Here is a 24,078-nt window from a genome sequence, read left to right on the forward strand (position 1 = left end):
GCGCTCAGCGCAGGAACGGCCTGGCCTTCATCGTCTCGGCCACCGGTGCGCCCATGCGGGTCAGGATCGTGGGCGCCAACTGCAGCTGGTCAATGACCGTTTCCGCATCGGGGCCCTCGGCATCGCCGAAGTAGTACAGTGCCGTTTCCTGCTGCAGCGCGCTGCGCCCGCCGTGGTGGCCGCGCTCGTCCTGGCCGTGATCGGCGGTCACGATCACCTCGTATCCCAACTGCCGCCAGCGGGGGATGAAAGGGGCCAGCATCTCGTCCATGACGAAGCAGGCGTGATCCATCTCTTCACAGTCGTGGTAGAACCGGTGCCCCATGCTGTCGAGCGTACAGGTATGAAGAATGCCGTAATCCAGCCCGAACCGCAGGCACAGGTTGGTCAGGGTCGCGAACAGGTCGACATCGGACGGCGTCATCTGGTTGGCCTTGCCATAGCCCGTCATCGAGTGGAACCGGCCGTGGTTGATGGTGGCGCTGTCCGGTTCGTCGTATTCGATGTCGCGCACATAGTCGAAAGGGTGGCGGTTGAAGAACTGCGACCAGAAGCTGTGGGTAACGGCCCCGGTCACGCCACCGGCCTCGCGCACCTGGCTGAAGATGTCCTTGTGGTCCAGCCGGAACACGTTGCCGTTTCCGGTGCAGCCATGCTCCTGCGGTGTCACGCCGGTGTGGATCGAGGCATAGCAGCTGGCCGAAATCGACGGCAGCACCGAACGCAGCTTCCAAACCCGCGCCTCGCCACTGTCGACCCAGCCCTCGAGGTTGCCGAATTGCCGGCGAAAATTGCGCCAGGGAACCCCGTCCAGAATGATGAGCAGAAGCTTGCGGTCCATCGCATGGCCCTCGTGTTGGTTGGCTTGTTTGCCTCACCCTAAGAGATTCGGTCTGCCAAGGCTGCCCGTTCGCGCCCGGAATGAGAAAATCCCGACACTTCGATAGAAACAAAGTGTCGGGATTTCAGAGTGTTTTGTCGGCGTGCATAGCAAGCGGCTCAGTTGCCGGCGCTCTCCATCTTGCGGTGGGCCACGACCTCTTCCAGCCAGCCCAGATGCATCTCGGGTACCGAGCTGAGCAGCAGGTCGGTATAGTCGTCGAACGGCGGGCTCAGCACCTGTGATTTGGGTCCATAGCGCACCACGCGCCCCTGATACATCACGGCGATGCTGTCGCTGATCGCGCGCACCGTCGCCAGGTCATGGGTGATGAACAGATAGGCCACGTCCTCGATCTTCTGCAGGTCCAGCAACAGCTTGAGAATGCCATCCGCCACCAGAGGATCCAGCGCCGAGGTGACCTCGTCACAGATGATCATCTTGGGCTTGGCCGCAAGAGCGCGGGCAATGCACACACGCTGCTTTTGACCGCCGGACAGCTCGGCAGGATACCGGTCGATGAACCCTTCGCCCAGTTCGATCTCGTCCAACAGTTCGATGATGCGCTTGCGCTTCTCGGCGCCGCGCATGTTGAAGTAGAACTCGAGCGGGCGGCCGATGATCGTGCCCACCGTCTGGCGTGGGTTCATCGCAACATCGGCCATCTGGTAGATCATCTGCAACTCCCGCAGGTCCTCGCGCGAGCGTCCGGCCAGATCGGGGCTGAGCTTGCGCCCGGCAAAGGTGATCTCGCCGTCGCGCGGGGGCAGCAGGCCGGTGATCACCCGGGCCAGCGTGGACTTGCCCGACCCCGATTCCCCCACGACCGCCAGCGTCTGGCCCGGATGTACCTCGACATTGACGTTGTGCAGCACGTCGAAATTCAGCCCCTTGTAACGGGCCGTGATGCCATCGACCTGCAGCACGGGTTCGGGCGTGGGCTGTTTTTCCTCGTGTTCGATCGAACGGACCGAGACCAGCGCCCGCGTGTACTCTTCTTGTGGGTTGTTGATGATCTGGTCGGTGGTGCCGTATTCGACCGTGTCGCCCATGCGCAGCACCATGATGTCATCGCTGACCTGCGCCACGACCGCCAGATCGTGGGTGATGTACAGCGCGGCCACGCCGGTGTCGCGGATTGCTTCCTTGATCGCCATCAGGACGTCGATCTGGGTGGTCACGTCGAGCGCGGTCGTGGGTTCGTCGAACACCACCAGATCCGGCTCGGGGCACAGCGCCAGCGCCGTCATGCAACGCTGCAGCTGCCCGCCCGAGACCTGGTGCGGATAGCGGTTGCCGATGTTGTCCGGGTCGGGAAGGCCCAGCTTGGCGAACAGCTCACGCGCACGGGCCTCGGCCTCTTTGCGGCTGAACTTCTTCTGCTCGACCGCGGCTTCGACCACCTGATCCATGATCTTCTTGGCGGGATTGAAGGACGCCGCCGCCGATTGCGACACATAGGTAACCTCGCCGCCGCGCAGTTTGCGGATATCCGACAGCGACGTCTTGAGGATGTCGCGCCCGTTCACCCAGACCTCACCGCCGGTGATCTTAACGCCGCCCCGGCCATAAGCCATCGATGCCAGCCCGATGGTCGATTTGCCCGCACCGGATTCCCCGATCAGCCCCAGCACCTTGCCGCGCTCGAGGTCAAAGCTGACCCCGTGCACGATTTCGATGTCGCGGGGCTTTTCGCCCGGCGGGTAGACGGTTGCGCCGATCTTGAGGTCACGGACCTTGAGAAGGGTATCGCTCATCCCCGGCCTCCTTTCAGCGATGTGGTGCGGTTCAGGATCCAGTCGGCCACCAGGTTGACCGAGATGGCCAGCGTGGCGATGGCCACCGCCGGGTACAGCGCCGCGCCGATGCCATAGACGATGCCGTCCTTGTTTTCTTTCACGATACCGCCCCAATCGGCCAGCGGAGGTTGAACGCCCAGGCCCAGGAACGACAGGGTCGAGACGAACAGCACCATGAAGATGAAGCGCAGGCCCAGTTCGGCCACCAGCGGGGACAGCGCGTTGGGCAGGATCTCGCGGAAGATGATCCAGCCGCGGCCCTCGCCGCGCAGCTTGGCGGCCTCGACATAGTCCATGACCTCGATGTCAACGGCCACGGCCCGGGCCAGACGATAGACGCGGGTGGCGTCCAGCAGGCCCATGACCACGATCAGAACCGGGATGGTGACCGGCACCATGGCCAGAACCACCAGCGCGGTGATCAGCGACGGGATCGACATGATCAGGTCCACGGTCCGCGACATCACCTGATCGGCCCAGCCTCCCAGCACGGCCGCCAGAAAGCCCAGGATCGAACCGGTGACGAAGCTGAGGATGGTGGCGGCGGTGGCGATGAAGATCGTGGTGCGCCCGCCATAGATCATTCGGCTGAGAAGATCGCGGCCGATATTGTCGGTGCCCAGCCAGAATTCCGAACTCGAGGGCTCCCACACGTCGCCGACCACCTCGGCCATGCCGTAGGGCGCCAGGAAGGGCGCAAAGACGGCGATGATGAAATACAGGGCGGTGAAGGCCAGCCCGATCATTGCAGAGATTGGGATGTTCTTCATTTCGGGTGCCTCAGCCTTGGGTTGGCCAGGATCGCGACGATGTCGGCAACCATGTTCAGCCCGATATAGATGGCGGCAAAGATGACGCCGCATGCCAGCACCACCGGCACATCGCGCTTGGTCACATGGTCCACCAGATACTGTCCCATGCCGGGATAGACGAACACCACCTCGACCACGACGACGCCGACGACCAGATAGGCCAGGTTCAGCATCACCACGTTCACGATGGGGGCGATGGCGTTCGGGAAGGCATGGCGCCAGATGACTTTGAAGTTGCTCAGGCCCTTGAGTTCGGCCGTTTCGACATAAGCCGACTGCATTACGTTCAAAATTGCGGCGCGAGTCATGCGCATCATATGCGCCAGAACCACCATGGTCAGCACGATGACGGGCAGCGCGATCGAGTTCAGCTTTTGCCAAAAGGACATGCTGTCATTGATCATCGCCAGCGGCGAGAACATGCCCAGCTTGACCGCGATGAAATAGACAAGGACGTAGCCGATCAGGAATTCCGGGATCGAGATTGTCGTCAGAGTAACGGCTGAGATCAGCTTGTCGGGCCAGCGGTTGCGGTAGCGTACCGCGACGAGGCCAAGAAAAATTGCTAGGGGGACCGAGACGATGGCCGCCCAAAAGGCAAGAAACAACGTATTGCCCAATCGGTTGCTAACCGACTCGGCGATGTCCAGCTTGTTGGTCAGGGACGTGCCCATGTCACCTTGGACAATTCCGCCAAGCCATTCGAAATACCGGGTCAAGGCGGGACGGTTCAGCCCCATCTCCTCACGGAGGTTGGCAAGGGATTCAGGGGTGGCGGACTGCCCCAGGACGGCTTGCGCGGCGTCTCCGGGTAGGGCCTCGGTCAACCCGAAAATCAGGGCCGAAGCGCCAAACAGCAAGAGGAATCCCAGCGCCAGGCGCTGGGAAACCAGTTTGATAATAGGATGCATACCTGTCGATCCGAGTTAGACGAACCACATCTTGCGGGACATGTTGCCGTTCATCATCTCTTGGGTCGGATCAGTCTCCCAGCCATCCAGCTGGTTGCTGATGCCCTCGACAAAGTCGTTGAACATCGGGCAGATCAGGCCGCCCTGGTCACGGACCATCATGCCCATCTGGCTGTAGATGGCCTTGCGCTTTGCCGGATCCAGCTCGGCACGCGCGGCAAACAGCAGGTCGTCGAACTCTTTGACCTTGAACCGGGTGTCGTTCCAGTCGGCGGTGGACAGATAGGCAGTTGCGTACATCTGGTCCTGCACCGGGCGGCCGCCCCAGTAGGACGCGCAGAACGGCTGTACGTTCCAGACTTCGGACCAGTAGCCATCATTCGGCTCGCGCTTGATCTCAAGCGGGATGCCGGCCTGCTGGGCGGTCTGCTGGAACAGGGCTGCGGCATCCACGGCGCCAGGGAAGGCTCCGTCGGCCACACGCAGAATGATGGGCGACCCGTCATGGCCGGACTTCTTGTAATGTTCGGCGGCTTTTTCGACGCTGAACTCACGCTGCGGGATTGTCTCATCGAACAGCGGGTATGCTGCGTTGATCGGCATGTCGTTCCCGACCGAGCCATAGCCGCGCAGTACCTTCTCGACCAGCTCTTCGCGGTTGATCGCGTATTTCAGAGCGGTCCGCAGCTCGTTGCTGTCGAACGGCGCCGTGTCACAATGCATGATGAACACGTAGTGGCCGCGTCCTGCCGTCGAATGTACGGTCAGGTTGGGCGCACGACCCAAGAGGTCGGCAACCTTGGGCTCAACCCGGTTGATCGCGTGGACCTGACCCGACTGCAGCGCGGCCGTCCGGGCCGTGGCATCGTTGATGACCACCACTTCGACGCTGTCAAAGTTGCCGAAATCCGGGTTCCAGTGGTTCTCGAATTTGGAGAACAGGTGGCGCACACCGGGTTCGTCCGCTTCCAGCTTGTACGGACCGGTGCCGATACCGGCGCCCGGGTTGTCCATTCCGCCGTCCGGCTGGATGATCAGGTGATAATCGGCCATCAGGTAAGGCAGATCGGCGTTCGGCTCGTTCAGGGTGACCTGAAAATATTCGCCATCGGCCTTCATCGACTCGATGCCCTTCATGATGCCCAACGCGCCCGACTTCGAATCTTCGTTCGAGTGGCGCTGCATCGTTTTCAGCACGTCCTCGCTGGTCATGGTCTTGCCGTTGTGGAACTCGACCCCCTGACGCAGTTTGAACGTCCAAACCTTGGCATCGGCGCTGCCTTCAACGCTTTCGGCAAGGCGCGGCTCGATCGTGCCGTCGGGGGCGACTTCGACCAGTTGGTCGCCGAACTGCTTGCCGTTCTGGAACGGAACCGAGCTGGCATAGGTGGCCGGGTCCAGCGAGTTCGTGGATTCACCGCCCTGCAGGCCCAGTTTCAGATCGCCACCTTTCTTGGCGCCGGCGGCGCGGGCCGCGTCGGCGAAGACGGTGCTGGCCATGGCAGCCGATACACCCAATGCGGCTGCCTTCCCCATGAATTCACGTCGGGTCAATTTCCCGGCGGTCACCTGGCTGGCCATGTGAGTGAGTTGTTCGTTCATTCGGATATCTCCCAGTTGAGTGTTTTGTGTGCCCGTTTTACGGGCTTTTTATTGACGCATGAGTCAACGTTGGCGCATTTCGTCGCGGCGGGCAAGGTCAAATCTCGGGGACTTGCCACCAGCAAAATCACATCTGATCACGAGGTATGGTGTCCTCCACGGTTTTGGAAAAAATCTTCTCATCGTTTTCAAAGGCATCAAGCGTCGCGCGCAGATGAAAGTTGGATCGGTCCGACCACATCTCGCAATTGGCCTCGGTTCGCAGTTGGATGCCGTCGCGCCGGGTCTCTTGTACCCATTCGCAGCGGCCCCGCGCGCTCAGCGGATCGTCCGGATGGATGGACCACCGTTCAAAAGCGGTTCCGCCGCTGACCAGACCATGATCCGCGTCTTCGACCAGGCCGAAATCATCTTCGATGACCAGATCGATGACGCCGGTCGTCATGTCTGTTTCGACGCGCCGCGCATGGGCCGCCTCTCGCAATTGGGTCACTTGCCACGGAGAGTCCGCATCGGGCGGGGCAAATTGCCATTCATCCCGATCCGACCTGTCGCGCTGGGGGATCGTGAACGAGCCGCCTGTCAGGTGCAGCTCCGCTGTTTCCGGCGAAGGCCAGATCAGCGGCCAATAGGCGCTTGAGACGGCAACGCGCAGGCGGTGGCTCTCGGGAACCCGGTAGGCGACGTGGTCCAGCACAACTTCGATGTCGTAGACCTGTCCGGGTATCAACGTTTTGGGGGACGAATGCCCCTCCGTATGGGTCAGGTTCAATACACCATAGGTGATCCGAGTCGCAGCTCCGTCGGGGTGGATGTGGTTCAGCCGAACGGCAATTTGGGCTTGTGGTTTGTCGACACTCAGCTTCAAGCGCAGGCGCGGGGCACCGACAATGTCCAGATCTGCGGTCAGAGGGGTCGTGTCGAAACAGGAGGACAGAGCGTCATCTGCCCGCTGGTCGCCCGGCATGTCCGGACCCAGCCAGATGGCGCAATATTCGCCGCCATCCATGCCGCAATGATGCGGCGAGCGGATTTTGGTATCCAAGGGCCCGTCCTCTCCCAGCCCGGCATCGGAAAGCGGAAGGGTGACCGTCGGCAGGTGGGGCGTGGCGCCGGCATCCTCGGCGATCCACCGACCCGGGCGCTCGGCATACCAGCGCGCCGGGCGCACGCCATCCATCAGATAGGCGCGATAGGCCGGGTCCTGTTCGACGCCGGTCTCTTTGTCCTTCAGCCATCGGTCCCACCAGCGCAGCGCCTCTTGCAGGAAGCCGATGCGAGGTTCGGGGACGGCAAAATGCGGGTATTTGTGCACCCAGGGACCGACGATCCCCTTGACCGGCGCAGTCAGGTTTTCGACCAGCCAGGGCACCGTGTTCTTGTAGGCATCGCCCCAGCCGCCCACCGCCAGTGTCGCGGCCCGGATCGCTCCGGGGTCTTCGCAGACAGACCCATGCCGCCAATAGGTATCGCGGGTCTGGTGCCGCAGCCAGACCGAGGGCAGGAAGGGTTCTGCCTTCAACCGCTGCAACCACATCTCGCGCCAGTCGTCACGCAACGCGGGGTCGGGCGGGCGGGACGAGTACGACCACATGGTCGCCCCCCAGCCCAGGTTCTCGTTCAACAGGCAGCCGCCCTTGTAGTGGATGTCATCGGCATAACGGTCGGCGGTCGAACACAAGGTGATGATGGCCTTCAAGGGTGCGGGCTGCAGCGCCGCCACCTGCAGCGCGTTGAAGCCGCCCCAACTGATCCCCATCATCCCGACTGCGCCGCTGCACCATGGCTGTTGGGCTAGCCACTCGATCACCTCGACGGCGTCGTCCAGTTCCTGCTGGGTGTATTCATCCTCCATCAGTCCCTGGCTGTCGCCGTTGCCGCGCATGTCGACGCGGATGCAGGCGTAACCCCGTTTGGCAAACCAGGGATGGGTCAGGGCATCGCGCGCCGTCGTGCCGTCGCGCTTGCGATAAGGCAGGTATTCCAAAATGGCGGGCACCGGGCGCTGCGCCGCATCGACAGGACGCCAGATCCGCGCCGACAGGCGGCAGCCGTCCGACAGAATGATGCCCTGATCCGGAACGTCTTCGATCTCGGCCAGTGAGTTCTTCGCCTGAGTCATGTGCCTAGTCTCAGGCGCATCGGCGGATGGTGTGCGAGGAAAAGCGTCAATTCATTCCTTCGTTGCGACAAGCAGATCCATGACATTGGTTCCCGTGGGGCCGGTCACCAGCAGAGCACCGACCCGGTCAAGGAACGTCCCCGCATCGGCCTCGCGCAAGGCTTGGTCCGCCCCATCGGCCCATGTCGCGCCGGTCACGACACCGCCGGCCGCATCAGTCGGCCCGTCGGTGCCGTCGGTTCCACCGACCACGACACACAGCCCCTCGCATCCTTGAATCTCGCGCGCCAACGCCAGTGCCAGCGCCTGGTTGCGCCCGCCTCGGCCCGGGTTTTCGGGCAGGACGACCGTCGGCTCTCCGCCAAAGATCATCGCGCCCGGCGGCATCTGACGCAGCCGCGCGCCGATATCTGCGGCGACGGACAGATAGTCGTCGTGCAGGGCCTCTTCCTCAACCAAAACGTCCAGACCGGCGGCACGTGCCGCGTCGGCTGCGGCGCAGCGCGCATGGGCGTTCGAGGCAATGATTTCGACACTCGCTTCGAATTGCGGGGCGTTGGGCAAGGCGCCGATGCCCGATCCGATGACGCCGATGTCGTCCCCCGGCACGTCCGAAATGGCCAGGACCGTCGCGCGCGCTCCGCCGAAACCGGTCAGCAGACCGCCGCCCTTGATCCGCGAAATCTTGCGCCGGCGGGCGTTCATGGCGGTGATGTCCAGCCCCTCGGACAGCAGCTGCGCGTTCAGCCGCGCCAGATCTTCGAGGGTGGCCCCCGGCACAAGATCCTCGGCCAGCGAAGACGCACCGCCCGAGACCAGCAGCAACAGATGCGTGCCAGGCTCCATGGCCTGAACAGCCGCGCGCAGGGCCTGGCCACCCTTCAGGCTGCGGGCATCGGGCACGGGGTGAGAGGCTTCGATGACCTGCAGATGTGACGGCAGCCCTTCGGCATGGCCGTCTTTCGTGACCACAAGGCCCGGTGTTCTGCCGAAATGATCCTGCGCCGCATTCATCATCGCCGCCGCGGCCTTGCCCACCGCCAGAATCAAATCGGGGCGCGGAACATTAGGCAGTGCCGCCTTGACCGCTCCATAGCCGTCAACGGCGGCAACGCCCGCCTTCCAGATCGCGATCGCCTGATCCTGCATCGTCATCACATGTCCATCCAGATCGTAACCGGGCCGTCATTGACTAGGGACACCGCCATATCCGCTCCGAAAGACCCGGTTTCGGTCGGAACCCCAAGCGCGGCCAGCGCGCGGGCAAAGTGTTCGTACAGGCGTTCACCGGTTGCCGGATCGGCCGCCGCCGCAAATCCGGGCCGGTTCCCGCGCGACGTGTCGGCGGCCAAGGTGAACTGGCTGACCACAAGGGCCAAGCCGCCGATATCCAACACCGACCGGTTCATCTTGCCCGCGTCATCCTTGAAGACCCGCAGCTTGGCAATCTTGGCCGCCAGTTGCTGGGCCTGGGTCTCGTCGTCGCCCTGCATGGCACAGACCAGCACCAGCAGCCCCGGCCCGCACTGGCCGATGACTTGCCCCTCGACCGAGACCGATGCCTCGGACACCCTTTGTATCAATGCGCGCATGTCGATGTTTTTCTCAAAGTTCGCTTACTCGGTCGAAGCCCCACGCCAGGTGACGAATTCGTCCAGCGTGGCGCGCTCGGTCCGAAATTGGTTGGCCGGATGATTGGCATCCGGATAGCCGAAGGAAATCGCGCACAGGATCAGCCGGTCATCGGGGATGTTGAAATAGCGGTGCAAGAACGGCCCATAGGCGGCCACCGCCGCCTGTGGGATCGTGGCGATGCCCAAGGCCTGTGCCGCCAGGGTGAAAGCCGTGACAAACCCGCCGCAATCCATCGCGCCATAGGGGCCGAGTTCCGCCGGGCTGGACAGGATGGCGCAATGCGGGGCACCGAACAGGTTGAAGTTTTCCATCATCTGCCGGGCCGATCCGGCACGGTCATCCTTCTCAACGCCGACTGCCTCGTACAGGGCCCATCCGCAGGCGCGGCGCCGGTCCTGATAGACGCCGGAATAGCCGGTCGGAAAGGGCAGGTCGGGCTGCGCCTGGCCGGTCTCGGCTTCGACCCGCAAAGCGCTCCGGAACGCATCCGTTTCCGCGCCGCTCGTCACGACCACCTGCCAGGGCTGCGCGTTGCACCAGCTGGGCACCCGGGCGGCGCTGGTCAGGATCTGTTCTATGTCACCCCGTGGCACCGGATCGGGCCGGAAGGCGCGGCAGGAATGGCGCGCGGTCAGAAGCGTGTTCAGATCGGCCAGGGTCACGTCGTCCTCTCCTCCGGGGCAGCCGGCGGCAGGATGGGTGAGAAGCCCGGGATGTTCAAGGGGTTCCGCGGCAGAGTTTTCGGCGGCGGAACCCGGCGGTCATTGCTGTCCGGTCGCCACCAGATACCCGATGCCGGCTGCCGCCAGCAGGCCCAGGACCACCGCAATCGTAATTTTGATCGCCGACCAGGGCCGTTCACCCTGCACCTGACCGGAGCGACCGTTGACGACAAAGCGATAGGTCTGGCCGCGATACTTGTACGCGGCCATCCAGACCGGCAGCAGGATGTGCTTGAAGGTCACGTCGCGGATGTCGGTTTCGATTGCGTGGATGCGCTGCCGGTCGCCGCCGATGTCAAAACGGACGTCACGCTCGATCACGCGGGCCATGTGGCCGCGGGCTTCCTGATAACCTTGCTGCAGATCGACCGTATAAGCCTCGGCCCGGAACCCGGCCAGATACTCGGGCTGATAGGGCTCGAGCGCGGGCAGGTCCCAGGGTTGCAGCGCGTCGGTGTAGGATTTGGGCAGAGATTGCGAGGCCAGCACCAGCACGTCGTCGAAGAACCGGGCCACCCGGCCGGATTTCGGTGTCCAGCGCACCTTGGGCACCTGCTGCTGAACCCGCTTGCCGTCACGCATCACCGTCCGGGTTTCGTAATAGACCACGCCCCGTTCGCCGCGATAGGCCGATTTCGTGTCGGCGTCGAACGTCCAGTAGGGCACATAGATGCCCTGCATCCTGCGGCCTTTGCGGGCATAGTCCTTGAGTCCGTTCGGCGCGAACCACAGCCGCCCCAGCCAGTCGCTCATGGCCTTGTGCGCGGCGCGTTCGTCCAGCGCAAAGGGCAGAACGCCGCGCGGCTTGATGTGCCGGTTCACGCCGGTATCGGTCACGACCGGGGTGGCGCAGAACGGGCATTCCGCGGCGTGGGTGTTGGGGTCGAACTCGACCTGGGCCGCGCAGTTGGGGCAGGTCAGAACCCGCGTCTCTTCGATCTCGCTGTCGGGCAGGCGGTCGGCGATGGCGGCGTCAAAGTCCAATTCGCGCAGGCTGGCGCCGCCCCAGGGGCCAGCCCCGATCGGTTCGGAATGGCCGCAATGGTCACAGGTCAGGGTGCCGGATTGCGGATCGAACCGATAGTCCGCGCCGCAATTGTCACATGGAAAACGATGTTCCGCAGAACCGGGTGGCGGGGCAGGGGGCTGTGTCATGGGTGGTCACGTGTCGAGGGGAAAGTGAAGATAGGCTGCGCGCTGCTCCTCAGGCAGGACATGCGGCAGCATCGCGGCCTCGCAGGCCCCGATCACCCTGAAATTCTCGCGCGCCTCGGCCAGCGTCAGGCCGTGATTGGCGGCGGAGGGCTCGCGGGGGTTCTTGTCGTACAGAATGTCCTCGTCCTCCCAAAAGCAGATCGCACAGATCAAGTAGGCCCCGCGCTCGGCCAGGGTGACATAACCGCAGCACGGGCAGATGAATTGAGGCTGCGGCGCTTTGCGCCCGCCTGTCTTCGAGCGTTTCCGCGATGCGGACATGCCGATACCTCACGCGCCGGGCGGCGGAGGCGGCAGGATCGTGAACAACTGCGCGAGCTCCTGCACCTCGCCCGCTTTCTTCCATCCGTCCTGACCGGGTGTCCACACGAATGTTTCGCGCGTAATTTCTCCCTCGCTGGCCATGCGGCCCATCTTGGCCTTCGAGAACGGACCGTTGGTCTGGCCATCCACCGCGATATGCCACACATGCTCGACCGGCGGTGGGGGCGGCGGGGCCACATGCGCGGATGGTTGCGGGGCAGCGGGCGCGGGCGCTCCCCACGGGCCAGACGGCTGACCCGCTGCCATGTTCGACATCTGGTTCGCCATCGCCATCCCCATGCCCATACCAAGGCCGGCACCCATGCCGCCGCCTCCGTTCGGATTGCTGGCGGCCGCCGTCATCGCCTCGGCCGCCGAATACTGGGTGAATTTGCCCAGATCCCCCGCCAGCCCCATCGAGGTACGCTTGTCCAGCGCCGCCTCGACCGCCGGCGGCAGTGAGATGTTCTCGATGTAGAATTCCGGCATCTCGAGGCCGTAGCCGTCCAGCACGGGCGAGACCTCGGCCGCGATCAGCTTGCCCAGATCGGCGGTGTTGGCGGCCATGTCCAGAACCGGGATGCCCGAGCCCGCGATCACCCGGCTGAATTCCTGCACGATGATGTTGCGGATCTGAAAGCTGATCTCGTCCATGGTGAATTCACCATCGGTGCCGACGATCTCGACCAGGAAACGGGCCGGGTCCTTGACCCGGATCGTGTAGGTGCCGTAGGCGCGGATCCGGGTCGGGCCGAATTCCGGGTCGCGCAGCATGATCGGGTTCTTGGTGCCCCACTTCAGGTCGTTGAACCGGGTCGTGTTGACGAAATAGATCTCGGACTTGAACGGCGACTGGAACCCGTGATCCCAGTGCTGCAGTGTCGTCATGATCGGCATGTTGTTGGTCTCAAGCATGTAGAGGCCGGGCGTGAACACGTCGGCCAACTGGCCTTCGTGCACGAATACGGCCGCCTGGCCCTCGCGCACGGTCAGCTTGGCGCCATACTTGATCTCGTGGCCTTCGCGCTCGAACCGCCAGACCATCGTGTCGCGGGTGTCGTCCACCCAATGAATGACATCAATGAATTCTCCGGTCAGAAAATCGAAAATTCCCATCTGGGTTCTCCTGTCATCGGGGTCAGAGCGACTGCCCCATCAATTCACGGGCGATGATCCGCACCACCGGCGCGGCCTCTTGCGCGGTCATGCCGGGTTTCAGTCGCGGATCATACAACATCGTCAGCAGCTTTTCGTCATGGCTGGTCAGCAGGGCGAATTCGTCGTCATCGTTGAAGATCGACGGCCGCGCCCGTGGGCTGTCGTTGGGCAGGCCCAGCCCTTGGGCGATTTCCTCATGGATGCAGCTCAGCCGCATCAAGTCAGGGTGCTCGGCCCGCACCAACGCAACCGCACCAGTATAAGTGTTCGGTGCCCCGTTCGACGCCGAGGCGAAGACAAAGCAATAGAACGAGCGCGGTAAATCCTGAAACAGGTTCAACTGAGCCTGTCCGATATTGGGAAACAACTGGCGCAGTCGCGTTTGCACGAATTCCGTATCGTCATCGCCGGCGACGAACACATGGAAGTTCGCGTTTCTGGTTGCGGTCGAGATCGGGTGGCCAGTCAAGGACGACATGCGTTCGGTATAGGCCCGGATCTGTGCCTTGTCGGCCGCACGTTGGTCTGGCGATACTGACGGCCCGAATTCTGCCTGTATCCGGACCGGGCCAGACCAGCGGCTTAGCCTTCCGCTGGTACGTTGGCTGCCGCCGGATACGGCGGCGCCGGGATACTCGCTGTAGAACGCGATGGCTTCGAAATTCCGGGCCAAATCATCCGCATCAAACGGGGTGTCCGGCCCGCCACCGTCTGTACGCATCAGACCTCGGGTCAACAGGTCGCGCTCGACGCGCTGATAATAACGCGCCAGATCCTGGCTTGCCGCCGAAGGTTCGACATAAGCATTGGCCAATTGCGGCTGGGACGGGCGCGCCTGCGGGGCAATCGAGGACTCGAGCGCGTCATCGCAATTGGTCAAGATCAGCAATGCAGCTGCCCCCAACCCGTGCCCTAGAAATCTCCGAAGCCGCACCTGCGATCTCTCCTCAGCCCGGAACGGCGGTTCCGGCCGTGTCGCCCAGCCCGTCTTTCCGGGCCTTGGCCGAAGCCAAGGTGTCCCGCAGTTCGGCTTCCATCTTCTTCAGCTCTTCTTCTGCGGCGGCGCGGCGGGCCTTGCCCTCGTCGGCGATGGCGAGGCTTTCATTGATCGTGCCGATCAGATCCTCGTTGGCCTTCTTGACCGCTTCGATGTCGAACACGCCACGCTCCATTTCCTCGCGGATCATCTTGTTCGACTGGCGCAGGTTCGCGGCGTTCGAGGTCAGCAGCTCGTTCGTCAGATCGTTGGCGTCGCGCACGGCGGCGGCGGCCTCGGCGCTGCGCTGGATGGTGACCGCCTGCGCCAGCTGGGTTTCCCACAGCGGCACGGTGTTCACCAGCGTCGAGTTGATCTTGGTCACCAGCGACTTGTCGTTTTCCTGAACCAGCCGGATCGAGGGCAGCGATTGCATCGTCACCTGTCGCGTCAGCTTCAGGTCATGCACACGCCGTTCCAGATCGTCGCGGGCGGCCCGCAGGTCGCGCAGTTCCTGCGCCTTCATCACCTGCTGATCTTCCGGGGCGGCCTGCACTTCGGCCTCTTTCTCGGGGATGTCATGGCTGTCCAGCTCGGTCAGTTTCTCTTCGCCGGCCGCGATGTACAGCGCCAGTTCATCGTAGAAATCCAGCGTCTTTTCATACAGCAGGTCCAGCGACTTGATATCCTTCAGCAGTGTGTGTTCGTGCGACAGAAGGTTGTCGGTGATCCGGTCGATCTGATCCTGCACCTCTTCGTAGCGCGCGGTGAACTTGGCGAAAGGCGCGGCGCGGCCCAGCAGTTTCTCCCACCAGCTGCGCTCGCGGCGCACGTCCAGTTCAGACACGGAAAAGCCGCGGATCGTGGTGACGATGTCGCGCAGGCTGTCACCGGCGGGGCCGACATCTTTGTTGCGCACGTCGGCCAGCATAGCCTGGCTGATTTCCTGCAGCTCGGCCTGCGCAGCCGATCCAAAAGCAACGATCGAGTTGGTGTCGCCCATGTCGATTTCAGACATGCGCTTGCGGATTTCGGCACCCACCGGTTCGTCGGCTTCTTCCAACGGCACGATCTCGGAACTCGGCTCGGGCAATGAAACAGCTGCAACTTCCTGAACCAGCGTTTCGGCCTCGGCCGCCTTTTTCTTGATTTCGTCAGACATGAGAAGCTTCCCTGTTCTTGGTTTGGCCGGTCAGTCGAGCCGGACGCCTTCGCGCTGCAGTCGTTCACGCAGCACGTCGATTTCGACCGTCAGATCACTGCGGTCATCCAATAGCATCTTTCGGGTGCGGGCCGAGAAATTCTGCTCGAGGTCGTCCAGCAGCGCCGAGTAATCGGACAGAGCCTGCGGGTCGCGGGTGCGCGCATAGACATCGGCAAACTTGATCGTCGCATCGCGGGCGCCCTGCAGATAGACGGTCAGGTATTTGCGGGCACCGGCCAGATCGCGCGGGTCCTCCTCGACCGTGCGGAACAGATCGCGAGCGGTGGTCTGAAACCGCTCGACCCGGGCTTCGATCCTGCGGTCGCCGGCCCGTTTGATGGCATCCGTCATTTGGTTCAGATGGGCTTCGGCATCTTCGACCACGCGGGCGACCCGGTCCTGTTGATAGGTGTCCACACCTTCCATGCCTTTGTTTTTCATCGGGTCGAGCCCGAAGGCGACGGAATGCAGGGCCGTTGCCACGCCGCCGAACAAGACCGGCGCCAGCAGGCTGACCTGGCTGGCGGTCTCGGCATCCAGATAGTCGTTGCGATAAGCGGCCAGACCCACCCCCAGCCCGGTCAACACCGACGAAAATATCTTGCGGGGAAAGGCGGGGCGGCGCGCGGTGCGACGTGCGTTGTAGGCATCCTCGGCTTTCAGCCCTTCGCGCAGCAGAAAGGCTGCAGCGGTCAGAATGCCGGCGGCGACCAATCCAAGTGTCATCCCGATCGCGCCGTCGTTGAGCGACAGAAAGACCAGCGGGATCGCCGGAACGAACATCACATTGGCGCGGGCGCCGACCGGGTTCACCCGGGCACCATCGTATTGCCCGCGCGGGGCGGGCGCGTCGGTGTCGGACTGGCCGTCGGGGCTGAACTTTCCGCCGTATCGCTTGGCCATGGCGTCAGAGCCCCCCAAGCCAACCGGTGCAGACGCCGAACAACAGTACCAGTAGGGCCGCGTAGGCCATTTTTTGCACTCCGGTCCCGGACATGACGTCCTCCAACTGCGGTTGTCCCCTTGAAAACCTAGGGGATCAAGGGGCTTGGCGCTAGGGGGAAGGTTCGATAACCCGCGTCAATTGCGTGATTTCTTGCCGACCGGCCTGCGGGATCTTTGAGGGCGGCTTGGGCGTTTCGCAGCAGCCGGTGGGGTTTCAGGTTCCAGACCCAACTGGTCGCGCAGAACGCGGCGGCGGATTTCCTCGACCTCGCCGGGTTTGAGGTTGCCCAGCTGGAACGGTCCGTAGGACACGCGCAACAGCCGGTTCACGGTAAACCCGATGTCTTCGATCGCGCGGCGGATTTCCCGGTTTTTGCCCTCACGCAGTCCGATCGTCAGCCATGCATTCGCGCCTTGCTGGCGGTCCAGCGTCACGGTCATGGGCTGGAACTTTTCGCCCTCGATCACAAGACCCTGGCGCAGGGGGGCGAAATCCTCGTCCTTGGGGCGGCCGTTGATCCGCACCCGGTATTTGCGCAGCCAGCCAGTCGAAGGCAGTTCGAGCTTGCGCTTGATACCCCCGTCATTGGTCAGCAGCAGCAGGCCCTCGGAATTCAGGTCCAATCGGCCGACGCTCATGACGCGGGGCATGTCCTCGGGCAGGTTGTCGAAGATCGTGGGGCGACCCTTTTCGTCGCGGTTCGTTGTCACAAGGCCGGTTGGCTTGTGATACAGCCAAAGACGCGCGGGCTCGGGCTCGGCCACGGGCTTGCCGTCGACGGTGATCCTGTCGCTGGGCGTGACGTTCAGCGCCGGGCTGTCGATGGTCTTGCCGTTCACGGTTACGCGGCCCGCTTCGATCATGCGTTCGGCCTCGCGGCGCGAGGCGATGCCGGCGCGGGCCAGCACTTTGGCGATCCGGTCGCCGGGAGGAGGGGTGTTACTCATGCCTTGCGCATAGCGCATCGGCGCGGCTTGCGAAAGGTGGGTTTCTGGGGCAGTCAGGGGCATGGTCTTCAGAACGCATATGGACAAGGCGCTGGAACAGGCGCGCGCGGCAGGTGATCGGGGCGAGGTTCCGGTGGGCGCGGTGATCGTGGCGCCCGACGGGCGGATCATCGCGGCTGACGGCAACCGTACGCGCGAGTTGCACGACCCGACCGCGCATGCCGAGATCCTGGCCCTGCGCGCCGCCTGCCGGGCCGTCGGGTCCGAGCGGCTGACGGGGCATGACCTGTATGTCACGCTGGAGCCCTGCGCCATGTGTGCCGCTGCGCTGGCGGCGGCGCGGATCCGGCGGATCTACTACGGGGCCGCCGATCCGAAATCGGGCGGCGTGGCGCATGGGGCGCGGGTGTTCTCGCACCCTCAGGCCCACCACAGGCCGGACGTCTATGACGGAATCGCGGCCGAGGACTGCGCCAGCTTGCTGCGCGAGTTCTTTGCCGCGCAGCGCGACGGCGGCGGGCCCAGGGGCTGAAGCGCGCTCAGGCCGGTTTCACGACCAGTTCGCGGGGTATGTCGGCCAAGGGTTGCCCGCCCTTCGGCGTGACCACGAAGGTTTCGGTGATGGCCAGGCCCCAATCGGGGGTCCACAGGCCCGGCATCAGGTGAAAGGTCATGTTGCCCTGCAGAACGGTGCTGTCGCCCGGGCGCAGGCTCATGGTGCGCTCGCCCCAATCGGGCGGATAGCTCAGGCCCACCGGATAGCCCGTGCGATTGCCTTTGACATAGCCGGCCCGGGCAAAGCTGTCATAGACGCAGGCGGCAACCTCTTCGCAGGTGGCGCCGGGGCGGGCGGCGGCCAGCGTGTCCTCGATCGCGGTGAGGATCGCGGTTTCCGCGCGCCGGATATCGGCAGGCGGGTCGCCCAGAAACAGGCTGCGGCTGGCCGGGCAGTGATAGCGGCGGTGGCAGCCCGAGATTTCGAAATAGGTCGCCTCGCCCGGTGTCAGCGGACGGTCGTTCCAGGTGATGTGCGAGGCCGAGGCCTCCGCCCCCGAGGGCGCGATGGGCGCGATCGCGGGATAGTCGCCCCCAAGCCCCGGAGGCCCGGCGATGCCCGCCGCCTGAACCTCGGCCACAAGCACGTTCTTGGGAACCCCGGCGCGGAAACCGTCGCGCAGCACCGTGTGCATATGCGCGGTCAACTGCCCGGCCTTGCGCATCAAGGCAATCTCGGCCTCGCTCTTGACCGCACGCTGCCAGTTCACCAACCCGGTCGCGTCGACCAGCGCATCGCGGCCGAACGCGGTCTCAAGGATCCGGTGGCTTGCGGCCGAGTAGTAATAATTGTCCATCTCGACACCCAGATGGGTCGTCCAGCCGTGGTCGCGCAGCAGCGATGCCAACGACTCGACCGGGTGATGGTCGGGGTGCTGCACATGTTCTTCGGGCCAGTCGAACAGGTCGGCGGGGTCCAGCCAAGTGGTCTGCGCCGCGCCGGGCTTGTCCTGCGTCCGGCCCCACCACAGAGGCGCGCCGTCGCGCGGGACGACCACCATCTGCGGAACGTAGAAGCTCCAGCCGTCATAGCCCGTCAGCCAGGCCATGTTCGACGGGTCCGCAACCAGCAGGGTCTCGATACCCCGCTGGGCCATCGCGGACCGGGTCTTGGCCAGCCGCGCCGCGTATTCTTCCGCCGAGAAGGCCAGCGCGGGTGTCAAAGCTCGATCTCCTGCAGGACCTCGGGCTCGATGACGGTTACGCCCGGCAGCCCGTCCGCCAAGTCCTTGGCGGATTGTTCCAGGATCGGGAAAGTCCGATAGTGGCAGGGGATCACCGTCTTGAAGTCGAAATACCGCCGGGCGGCATAGGCAGCGGCTTTCATGTCCATCGTGAAATAGCCGCCCGCCGACAGAATGCCGATATCGGGTTTGTAATAATCGCCGATCCACTCCATGTCGGCCATGATCGTGGTGTCGCCCGAGACATAGACCGTATGACCATCGGCCGACAGGATGAACCCCACCTCGGACCCACCGGCGCGCGGGCCGTCGGGCGTAGCAAAGGTCGAGCTGTGCGAGGCCGGCACCATGTCGACCTTGACCCCGTTCAGATCGACCCGGCCGCCCTTGTTGAAGCCGATGGTCTCGATCCCTTCGGCCTCGGCCCAATGCGCCATGACGTCGTATTGGCCCACGACGGGAATGTTCAGGCGTTTGGCCAGCGGCAGAACGTCGGCAACGTGGTCGAAATGTGCGTGGGTCAGCAGGATATGCGTGGCGCCCTGGACGGCGGCCTCGTGCTGATCCTCGGGCAGCATCGGGTTGCCGCTGAGCCAGGGGTCGATCAGCAGGACCTGTCCTGCCGCGTGAATTCGGAAGCTGCCATGCCCCAACCAGATGATTTTCATGAAAGACCCTCCTGAAACCGGTTCAGGGTCAGCCTAGCATCGGCTATGTAAAAATCCATGGACTGGATGCGAGAAATCGACGGCTATTGCGAGCGCCTGTCGCCGGCCTATTGGGCCGAACCCGTAAACGCCGTGACCAACGCGGCCTTTCTGCTGGCGGCATGGGTGATGTGGCGGCGGGTGCACGGGCAGGGTCTGCCCTTGGCCCGCCTGCTGGTCGCCATTCTGGCGGTGATCGGTATTGGCAGCTATCTGTTTCATACCCATGCGCAGGTCTGGGCCGCGCTGGCGGATACGACGCCGATCTTGCTGTTCATCCTGATCTATATCTTCGCGGTGAACCGGGACATCTGGCAGCTATCCACGCCGAAGGCGGCGGGGCTAACGGCCTTGTTCATTCCCTATGCGGCGCTGACCATTCCGGCGTTTCAGCTGGTTCCCGGGTTGGGCGGGTCGGCCGCCTATGCTCCGGTGCCGTTGCTGATCCTGATCTATGCGTATCTTTTGCGCGTGCGCAGGCCGCAAGTGGCCCGGGGTCTGGCGGTCGGGGCTGCGATCCTGATCGCGTCGATCACCTTCCGTGCGCTCGATGCTCCGCTTTGCGCCCGCATCCCGATGGGAACGCATTTCATGTGGCACATCCTGAACGCCACCATGCTGGGCTGGATGATCGAGGTTTATCGCCGGGCCATGACGGATGCGGTCAGTCCGGCAGACGCCGCGCCAGATAAAACCCATAGCTGACATAGTCGGAATAGGTTTCATACAAAGCGATCTCGGCCTGTTCGGCATCGACAATGGCTTTGGCCTGCTCGGAATTGCCGTGCCGGTCGAGGAAGGCAGGGAAGCTGCGTTTCAGGGGGAGGTAGTAGTTCTCCATCCAGCAGTCGGTGCCCAGCGGGAAATAGCCGACAGGTTCATAGTCGGCGGTCTCGATCTGGCGGATCTTCTGTCCGGCGGTCGCAACTTCGGGATAGGCGGCATCCCAATGCCGTGTCAGCGGTTCGGGGCGTCGATCGGTCAGCCAAGTCAGCTCGGACACAGCCAGGACCCCGCCGGGTTTCAGGAACCGACGCCAGGCGTTCAGGCCGTTCTCGAACCCCATGTTGTAGATCGCTCCTTCGGACCAGATCACGTCAAGGCTGGCATCGTCGAAGGGCAGGTCTTCCATCGACGCCTCAAGCGTCTGAACCCGGGCCGCCAGACCCAAGTCCTGTGCACGCCTGTTCAGCTCGGCCAGAAACTCCGGCAGGAAATCCACTGCCGTCACCGATGCGCCCAGATGGCGCACAAGGCAGAAGGCCGCGGCTCCGGTTCCGCAGCCAATGTCGGCAACCTTCAGTCCGGGATCGGCTTGCACGCCCGCCAGCTTCAACGCCATTTCCGTTGCCGCGTCGCTGCCGGGGCCTTGCCGGTCGTTGGGCAGGTGCAGGTCGATCAACAGCTGCATGTCATCAGTCATGACCCGTCAATCCTTGAAGGCGCTGGCCAGGTCTTCGGGCAGGTCGAACTCGTCCAGCACGCGTCGGCGCGCCTCGGCCGACATCTTGCGGGCGGTCTTTTCGACAATGCGCTGGATCTTTTCGTCCGAGTGTTTCGTGGCGAAGGGCGCAAAATACCATTTCAGAAAGACAAAGCAGATCACGTCCTCCAGCGCCTGAACGTCGTCGTCGCGCTTGATGCCCTGTTTGCGCAACATGCGACGGGCGGCGTCGATCTCGGCCTGATCGTAACCGGCCTCGGACATCAGCTTGGCCACGACCTGCGCGTGATGCTCGGCCTGGGCCTTGCGCCAGGCCAGATAGCCCGCGCGCCCTTCAGGATAGGCCGAGCGGGCCAGCTTCCAGCGCTCGACATGCTGGCCGCGTGCGGCGATCTGCAACGGCTCGGAGGCGTCGGGGAACAGCCGGTCCAACTCGGCGCTCATCCGTTCGCCATAAAGCAGCGCGGCGGGGCGACCGTCTTCCTGGGTGGGATCGGCCGAATTGGCCGTATCAATTGCATCCAGAACCTTCTGCTTGCGCTCTGTCATGGCATCTCCTGCTTTGGCAACGGCACCTCGGGACATTCGGTCATGCTGACCTGAAACTCTTGAGTGAATGAACGATAGAGCACCGTGCTTCAACAAAAAAGCGCCGACCCATTCAGGGCCGGCGACGCCACGAGGGCAGGTGCAGGATCGGGGCGGAAAAAGGGGGGAGAACCGGCCCGATCCAACAGGGAAGCGATAGGGTTAGTTGCGGAGCGAAGATTTCTCCTGGCTCACCTGATCCGAGGGGTGCTGATCGGGGAAGGTCAGCGTCGGTGTCAGGTCGCCCATGGGAACCCCCAGCGCGAGCGCCGGCGCGGCAGCGGTTGTCAGAACAACGGACACAGCAATCAACATGCGTTTCATGATTATTCTCCGGACTGAACTGTTTCGTTCAGTACATAAAGTAACTTTTTGCGCCGGCTTCAATCGCCAAAGTGAACTAATCCGTTCACTTTTTTGCATAGCGGGTATTCAAATTTGTTTGGCTTGGCGGCAACCGCGTGGACTTTGGACAAATCGCTGTGGCTCAGTGGTCTTGCGACTGCTGCATCAGACGGGTAAATGCCCCTGTAACGCATATGAGGTTTCCCATGTCGATTGACCAAAGCACCGCCGCCAAGGTGGCCAAACTGGCCCGGATCAAGGTCGAGGATGACGCGTTGCCCGCGCTGGCCTCGGAATTCAACACGATCCTGGGGTTCATCGAACAGCTGAACGAAGTTGACGTCGAAGGGGTCGAGCCGATGGTCTCGGTGACGCCAATGCGGCTGAAGCGGCGCGAGGACGTGGTGACCGACGGGAACATGCAGGACAAGATCCTGTCCAATGCCCCCGACGCGCGCGAGGGCTTTTTCGCGGTTCCCAAGGTGGTGGAGTAAGACATGTCCGATCTGAACAAACTGAGCCTTGCCGAGGCCCGCGATGCCCTGCGCAACGGAGATGTGACCTCGGTCGAGCTGACCGAGGCCTGCCTGAAGGCGATCGACGCAGCCGATGTCCTGAACGCTTTCGTGCACAAGACCCCGGAAATCGCGCTGGAGCGTGCGAAGGCCGCAGACGAACGCATCAAGGCGGGCGACGCGCCTGCCATGTGTGGCCTGCCGATCGGTATCAAGGATCTGTTCTGCACCAAGGGCGTGCCCTCGCAAGCTGCGTCCAAAGTTCTGGACGGGTTCAAGCCCGAATACGAATCCACCGTCTCGCAGCAACTGGCCGATGCGGGCGCGGTGATGCTGGGCAAGCTGAACATGGACGAGTTCGCCATGGGTTCGTCCAACGAAACCTCGGTCTATGGCAATGCGGTGAACCCTTGGCGGCGCGGCAATGATGACGCGCAGCTGACCCCGGGCGGTTCCTCGGGTGGTTCGGCGTCTGCCGTCGCAGCCGATCTATGCCTTGCAGCGACCGGAACCGACACCGGTGGCTCGATCCGTCAGCCCGCCGCCTTTACCGGAATCACCGGCATCAAGCCGACCTATGGCCGTTGCTCGCGCTGGGGCATCGTGGCCTTTGCGTCCTCGCTGGATCAGGCCGGGCCGATGACCAAGAACGTGCGCGACGCGGCCATCATGCTCGAGGCGATGTGTGGGCACGACCCGAAGGACTCGACCAGTGCCGAACTGGCTGTTCCGAATTTTGAGGCCATGCTGACCGGAGACATCAAGGGCAAGAAAATCGGCATTCCAAAGGAATACCGGATGGATGGCATGCCCGCCGAGATCGAAAAGCTGTGGGCGGATGGGGCCGAAATGCTCAAGGCCGCCGGGGCCGAGATCGTCGACATCTCGCTGCCGCACACCAAATACGCGCTTCCGGCCTACTATGTAATCGCGCCAGCCGAGGCGTCGTCGAACCTGGCGCGCTATGACGGCGTGCGCTATGGCCGCCGTGCGCAGCTGGCGCAGGGCGACGGCATCACCGAGATGTATGAAAAGACCCGCGCCGAGGGCTTTGGCCACGAGGTGCAGCGCCGCGTCATGGTCGGCACTTACGTGCTGTCAGCCGGTTTCTATGACGCCTATTACAACCGCGCCCGCAAGGTGCGGACCCTGATCAAGAAAGACTTCGAGGATGTCTTTGCCGCAGGTGTCGATGCGATCCTGACACCGGCGACACCTTCGGCGGCGTTCGGTCTGGGCGAAATGACCGAGGCCGACCCGGTGCAGATGTATCTGAACGACGTGTTCACCGTGACCGTCAACCTCGCGGGTCTTCCGGGTATCTCGGTTCCCGCCGGTCTTGACGGGCAGGGCTTGCCGCTGGGGCTGCAGCTGATCGGTCGTCCGTGGGAAGAAGGTGACCTTCTGAATACCGCCTACGCGCTTGAGAATGCCGCCGGGTTTGTGGCCAAGCCGGGCAAATGGTGGTAACCCTCAGGCAGCGGTAACAACGCGAGGACGGAGCAGTT

The 24,078-nt window shown here is 63.4% G+C and carries 25 protein-coding genes; 4 read left to right on the forward strand and 21 right to left on the reverse strand.

The features are described from left to right. Positions 1 to 4: 4 nt before the first annotated feature. From ACR0IR_RS01705 to ACR0IR_RS01780, 16 genes are all read right to left on the reverse strand, one after another. Positions 5 to 841, reverse strand: coding sequence for an alkaline phosphatase family protein (locus tag ACR0IR_RS01705; protein WP_170364714.1), 837 nt, complete (start codon positions 839 to 841; stop codon positions 5 to 7). Between the two features lie 158 nt (positions 842 to 999). Next, positions 1,000 to 2,637: an ABC transporter ATP-binding protein gene (locus ACR0IR_RS01710; RefSeq protein ID WP_170364713.1), complete on the reverse strand. Its 1,638-nt coding sequence runs from the start codon at positions 2,635 to 2,637 to the stop codon at positions 1,000 to 1,002. Next, positions 2,634 to 3,449 (reverse strand): ABC transporter permease, encoded by an 816-nt coding sequence (locus tag ACR0IR_RS01715; protein WP_170340710.1) that lies wholly within the window; start codon positions 3,447 to 3,449, stop codon positions 2,634 to 2,636. The genes ACR0IR_RS01710 and ACR0IR_RS01715 overlap by 4 nt, the downstream gene beginning before the upstream one ends. Then, positions 3,446 to 4,402 (reverse strand): ABC transporter permease, encoded by a 957-nt coding sequence (locus tag ACR0IR_RS01720; RefSeq protein WP_170340107.1) that lies wholly within the window; start codon positions 4,400 to 4,402, stop codon positions 3,446 to 3,448. The genes ACR0IR_RS01715 and ACR0IR_RS01720 overlap by 4 nt, the downstream gene beginning before the upstream one ends. Before the next feature lie 15 nt (positions 4,403 to 4,417). Beyond that, the gene (locus ACR0IR_RS01725) at positions 4,418 to 6,004 is read right to left on the reverse strand and encodes an ABC transporter substrate-binding protein (protein ID WP_170340108.1); all 1,587 of its coding nucleotides are present in this window, start codon (positions 6,002 to 6,004) and stop codon (positions 4,418 to 4,420) included. Positions 6,005 to 6,131: 127 nt separating this feature from the next. Next, complete coding sequence (locus ACR0IR_RS01730; protein WP_170364711.1) at positions 6,132 to 8,126, reverse strand: CocE/NonD family hydrolase; 1,995 nt, start codon at positions 8,124 to 8,126, stop codon at positions 6,132 to 6,134. Between the two features lie 51 nt (positions 8,127 to 8,177). Next, a complete protein-coding gene (locus ACR0IR_RS01735) occupies positions 8,178 to 9,281 on the reverse strand; it encodes a glycerate kinase type-2 family protein (RefSeq protein WP_170364709.1) in 1,104 nt (367 codons plus the stop codon). Next, a complete protein-coding gene (gene dtd, locus ACR0IR_RS01740; protein ID WP_170364708.1) occupies positions 9,281 to 9,718 on the reverse strand; it encodes a D-aminoacyl-tRNA deacylase in 438 nt (145 codons plus the stop codon). Before dtd ends, ACR0IR_RS01735 begins: the two co-directional genes overlap by 1 nt. A gap of 24 nt (positions 9,719 to 9,742) precedes the next feature. Next, on the reverse strand, positions 9,743 to 10,423 hold the full coding sequence (locus ACR0IR_RS01745; RefSeq protein WP_170364706.1) for a nitroreductase: 681 nt from the start codon (positions 10,421 to 10,423) through the stop codon (positions 9,743 to 9,745). A gap of 99 nt (positions 10,424 to 10,522) precedes the next feature. Next, positions 10,523 to 11,638 (reverse strand): TFIIB-type zinc ribbon-containing protein, encoded by a 1,116-nt coding sequence (locus ACR0IR_RS01750; protein WP_170364704.1) that lies wholly within the window; start codon positions 11,636 to 11,638, stop codon positions 10,523 to 10,525. A 6-nt stretch (positions 11,639 to 11,644) separates the two neighbouring features. Next, complete coding sequence (locus ACR0IR_RS01755; protein WP_170364702.1) at positions 11,645 to 11,959, reverse strand: CPCC family cysteine-rich protein; 315 nt, start codon at positions 11,957 to 11,959, stop codon at positions 11,645 to 11,647. Positions 11,960 to 11,968: 9 nt separating this feature from the next. Next, entirely contained in the window at positions 11,969 to 13,117 is a 1,149-nt protein-coding gene (locus tag ACR0IR_RS01760; RefSeq protein ID WP_170364700.1) for an SPFH domain-containing protein, read from the reverse strand. A 22-nt stretch (positions 13,118 to 13,139) separates the two neighbouring features. Continuing rightward, the gene (locus tag ACR0IR_RS01765; protein ID WP_170364698.1) at positions 13,140 to 14,093 is read right to left on the reverse strand and encodes a DUF2927 domain-containing protein; all 954 of its coding nucleotides are present in this window, start codon (positions 14,091 to 14,093) and stop codon (positions 13,140 to 13,142) included. 13 nt (positions 14,094 to 14,106) lie between these two features. After that, positions 14,107 to 15,297 (reverse strand): toxic anion resistance protein, encoded by a 1,191-nt coding sequence (locus ACR0IR_RS01770; RefSeq protein ID WP_170364697.1) that lies wholly within the window; start codon positions 15,295 to 15,297, stop codon positions 14,107 to 14,109. 30 nt (positions 15,298 to 15,327) lie between these two features. Further along, positions 15,328 to 16,242: a 5-bromo-4-chloroindolyl phosphate hydrolysis family protein gene (locus ACR0IR_RS01775; protein ID WP_170364695.1), complete on the reverse strand. Its 915-nt coding sequence runs from the start codon at positions 16,240 to 16,242 to the stop codon at positions 15,328 to 15,330. 177 nt (positions 16,243 to 16,419) lie between these two features. Continuing rightward, positions 16,420 to 17,232: a pseudouridine synthase gene (locus ACR0IR_RS01780; protein WP_437342615.1), complete on the reverse strand. Its 813-nt coding sequence runs from the start codon at positions 17,230 to 17,232 to the stop codon at positions 16,420 to 16,422. Between the two features lie 61 nt (positions 17,233 to 17,293). Between ACR0IR_RS01780 and ACR0IR_RS01785 the strand changes: the two genes are divergently transcribed. Next, positions 17,294 to 17,764 carry a nucleoside deaminase gene (locus ACR0IR_RS01785; protein ID WP_170364691.1) on the forward strand — a complete coding sequence of 157 codons (471 nt, stop codon included), beginning with the start codon at positions 17,294 to 17,296 and terminating at the stop codon, positions 17,762 to 17,764. A 7-nt stretch (positions 17,765 to 17,771) separates the two neighbouring features. Here the strand turns inward: ACR0IR_RS01785 and ACR0IR_RS01790 are convergent, their stop codons facing one another. Both ACR0IR_RS01790 and ACR0IR_RS01795 read right to left on the reverse strand, forming a co-directional pair. After that, positions 17,772 to 18,950 (reverse strand): M24 family metallopeptidase, encoded by a 1,179-nt coding sequence (locus ACR0IR_RS01790; protein ID WP_480778957.1) that lies wholly within the window; start codon positions 18,948 to 18,950, stop codon positions 17,772 to 17,774. After that, a complete protein-coding gene (locus ACR0IR_RS01795) occupies positions 18,947 to 19,639 on the reverse strand; it encodes a metal-dependent hydrolase (protein ID WP_005981720.1) in 693 nt (230 codons plus the stop codon). The genes ACR0IR_RS01790 and ACR0IR_RS01795 overlap by 4 nt, the downstream gene beginning before the upstream one ends. Positions 19,640 to 19,696: 57 nt before the next feature. Between ACR0IR_RS01795 and ACR0IR_RS01800 the strand changes: the two genes are divergently transcribed. Next, positions 19,697 to 20,383, forward strand: coding sequence for a ceramidase domain-containing protein (locus ACR0IR_RS01800; protein ID WP_170364687.1), 687 nt, complete (start codon positions 19,697 to 19,699; stop codon positions 20,381 to 20,383). On the opposite strand, the gene ACR0IR_RS01805 is transcribed toward ACR0IR_RS01800, so the two are convergent. From ACR0IR_RS01805 to ACR0IR_RS01815, 3 genes are all read right to left on the reverse strand, one after another. Next, on the reverse strand, positions 20,343 to 21,101 hold the full coding sequence (locus ACR0IR_RS01805) for a class I SAM-dependent methyltransferase (protein ID WP_170364685.1): 759 nt from the start codon (positions 21,099 to 21,101) through the stop codon (positions 20,343 to 20,345). The genes ACR0IR_RS01800 and ACR0IR_RS01805 overlap by 41 nt on opposite strands. A 6-nt stretch (positions 21,102 to 21,107) precedes the next feature. Then, positions 21,108 to 21,671: a DUF4202 domain-containing protein gene (locus tag ACR0IR_RS01810; RefSeq protein ID WP_170364683.1), complete on the reverse strand. Its 564-nt coding sequence runs from the start codon at positions 21,669 to 21,671 to the stop codon at positions 21,108 to 21,110. A gap of 201 nt (positions 21,672 to 21,872) precedes the next feature. Next, on the reverse strand, positions 21,873 to 22,034 hold the full coding sequence (locus ACR0IR_RS01815) for a hypothetical protein (RefSeq protein ID WP_170340142.1): 162 nt from the start codon (positions 22,032 to 22,034) through the stop codon (positions 21,873 to 21,875). Positions 22,035 to 22,261: 227 nt separating this feature from the next. Here ACR0IR_RS01815 and gatC point away from each other — a divergent pair, with 227 nt between their 5' ends. Together gatC and gatA are read left to right on the forward strand one after the other, a co-directional pair. Beyond that, positions 22,262 to 22,549 (forward strand): Asp-tRNA(Asn)/Glu-tRNA(Gln) amidotransferase subunit GatC, encoded by a 288-nt coding sequence (gatC, locus tag ACR0IR_RS01820; RefSeq protein WP_005981734.1) that lies wholly within the window; start codon positions 22,262 to 22,264, stop codon positions 22,547 to 22,549. 3 nt (positions 22,550 to 22,552) lie between these two features. Continuing rightward, positions 22,553 to 24,040: an Asp-tRNA(Asn)/Glu-tRNA(Gln) amidotransferase subunit GatA gene (gatA, locus tag ACR0IR_RS01825; protein WP_170364681.1), complete on the forward strand. Its 1,488-nt coding sequence runs from the start codon at positions 22,553 to 22,555 to the stop codon at positions 24,038 to 24,040. Positions 24,041 to 24,078 lie beyond the last annotated feature (38 nt).

Source organism: Ruegeria sp. CF2 (genome assembly GCF_056537385.1).

What these genes read in the sequence shown, in the direction of transcription:
- ACR0IR_RS01705 (WP_170364714.1), bottom strand. Translation starts at nt 841, where the DNA reads ATGGACCGCAAGCTTCTGCTCATCATTCTGGACGGGGTTCCCTGGCGC.
- ACR0IR_RS01710 (WP_170364713.1), bottom strand. Translation starts at nt 2,637, where the DNA reads ATGAGCGATACCCTTCTCAAGGTCCGTGACCTCAAGATCGGCGCAACC.
- ACR0IR_RS01715 (WP_170340710.1), bottom strand. Translation starts at nt 3,449, where the DNA reads ATGAAGAACATCCCAATCTCTGCAATGATCGGGCTGGCCTTCACCGCC.
- ACR0IR_RS01720 (WP_170340107.1), bottom strand. Translation starts at nt 4,402, where the DNA reads ATGCATCCTATTATCAAACTGGTTTCCCAGCGCCTGGCGCTGGGATTC.
- ACR0IR_RS01725 (WP_170340108.1), bottom strand. Translation starts at nt 6,004, where the DNA reads ATGAACGAACAACTCACTCACATGGCCAGCCAGGTGACCGCCGGGAAA.
- ACR0IR_RS01730 (WP_170364711.1), bottom strand. Translation starts at nt 8,126, where the DNA reads ATGACTCAGGCGAAGAACTCACTGGCCGAGATCGAAGACGTTCCGGAT.
- ACR0IR_RS01735 (WP_170364709.1), bottom strand. Translation starts at nt 9,281, where the DNA reads ATGACGATGCAGGATCAGGCGATCGCGATCTGGAAGGCGGGCGTTGCC.
- dtd (WP_170364708.1), bottom strand. Translation starts at nt 9,718, where the DNA reads ATGCGCGCATTGATACAAAGGGTGTCCGAGGCATCGGTCTCGGTCGAG.
- ACR0IR_RS01750 (WP_170364704.1), bottom strand. Translation starts at nt 11,638, where the DNA reads ATGACACAGCCCCCTGCCCCGCCACCCGGTTCTGCGGAACATCGTTTT.
- ACR0IR_RS01755 (WP_170364702.1), bottom strand. Translation starts at nt 11,959, where the DNA reads ATGTCCGCATCGCGGAAACGCTCGAAGACAGGCGGGCGCAAAGCGCCG.
- ACR0IR_RS01760 (WP_170364700.1), bottom strand. Translation starts at nt 13,117, where the DNA reads ATGGGAATTTTCGATTTTCTGACCGGAGAATTCATTGATGTCATTCAT.
- ACR0IR_RS01770 (WP_170364697.1), bottom strand. Translation starts at nt 15,297, where the DNA reads ATGTCTGACGAAATCAAGAAAAAGGCGGCCGAGGCCGAAACGCTGGTT.
- ACR0IR_RS01775 (WP_170364695.1), bottom strand. Translation starts at nt 16,242, where the DNA reads ATGGCCAAGCGATACGGCGGAAAGTTCAGCCCCGACGGCCAGTCCGAC.
- ACR0IR_RS01780 (WP_437342615.1), bottom strand. Translation starts at nt 17,232, where the DNA reads ATGAGTAACACCCCTCCTCCCGGCGACCGGATCGCCAAAGTGCTGGCC.
- ACR0IR_RS01785 (WP_170364691.1), top strand. Translation starts at nt 17,294, where the DNA reads ATGGTCTTCAGAACGCATATGGACAAGGCGCTGGAACAGGCGCGCGCG.
- ACR0IR_RS01795 (WP_005981720.1), bottom strand. Translation starts at nt 19,639, where the DNA reads ATGAAAATCATCTGGTTGGGGCATGGCAGCTTCCGAATTCACGCGGCA.
- ACR0IR_RS01800 (WP_170364687.1), top strand. Translation starts at nt 19,697, where the DNA reads ATGGACTGGATGCGAGAAATCGACGGCTATTGCGAGCGCCTGTCGCCG.
- ACR0IR_RS01805 (WP_170364685.1), bottom strand. Translation starts at nt 21,101, where the DNA reads ATGACTGATGACATGCAGCTGTTGATCGACCTGCACCTGCCCAACGAC.
- ACR0IR_RS01810 (WP_170364683.1), bottom strand. Translation starts at nt 21,671, where the DNA reads ATGACAGAGCGCAAGCAGAAGGTTCTGGATGCAATTGATACGGCCAAT.
- ACR0IR_RS01815 (WP_170340142.1), bottom strand. Translation starts at nt 22,034, where the DNA reads ATGAAACGCATGTTGATTGCTGTGTCCGTTGTTCTGACAACCGCTGCC.
- gatC (WP_005981734.1), top strand. Translation starts at nt 22,262, where the DNA reads ATGTCGATTGACCAAAGCACCGCCGCCAAGGTGGCCAAACTGGCCCGG.
- gatA (WP_170364681.1), top strand. Translation starts at nt 22,553, where the DNA reads ATGTCCGATCTGAACAAACTGAGCCTTGCCGAGGCCCGCGATGCCCTG.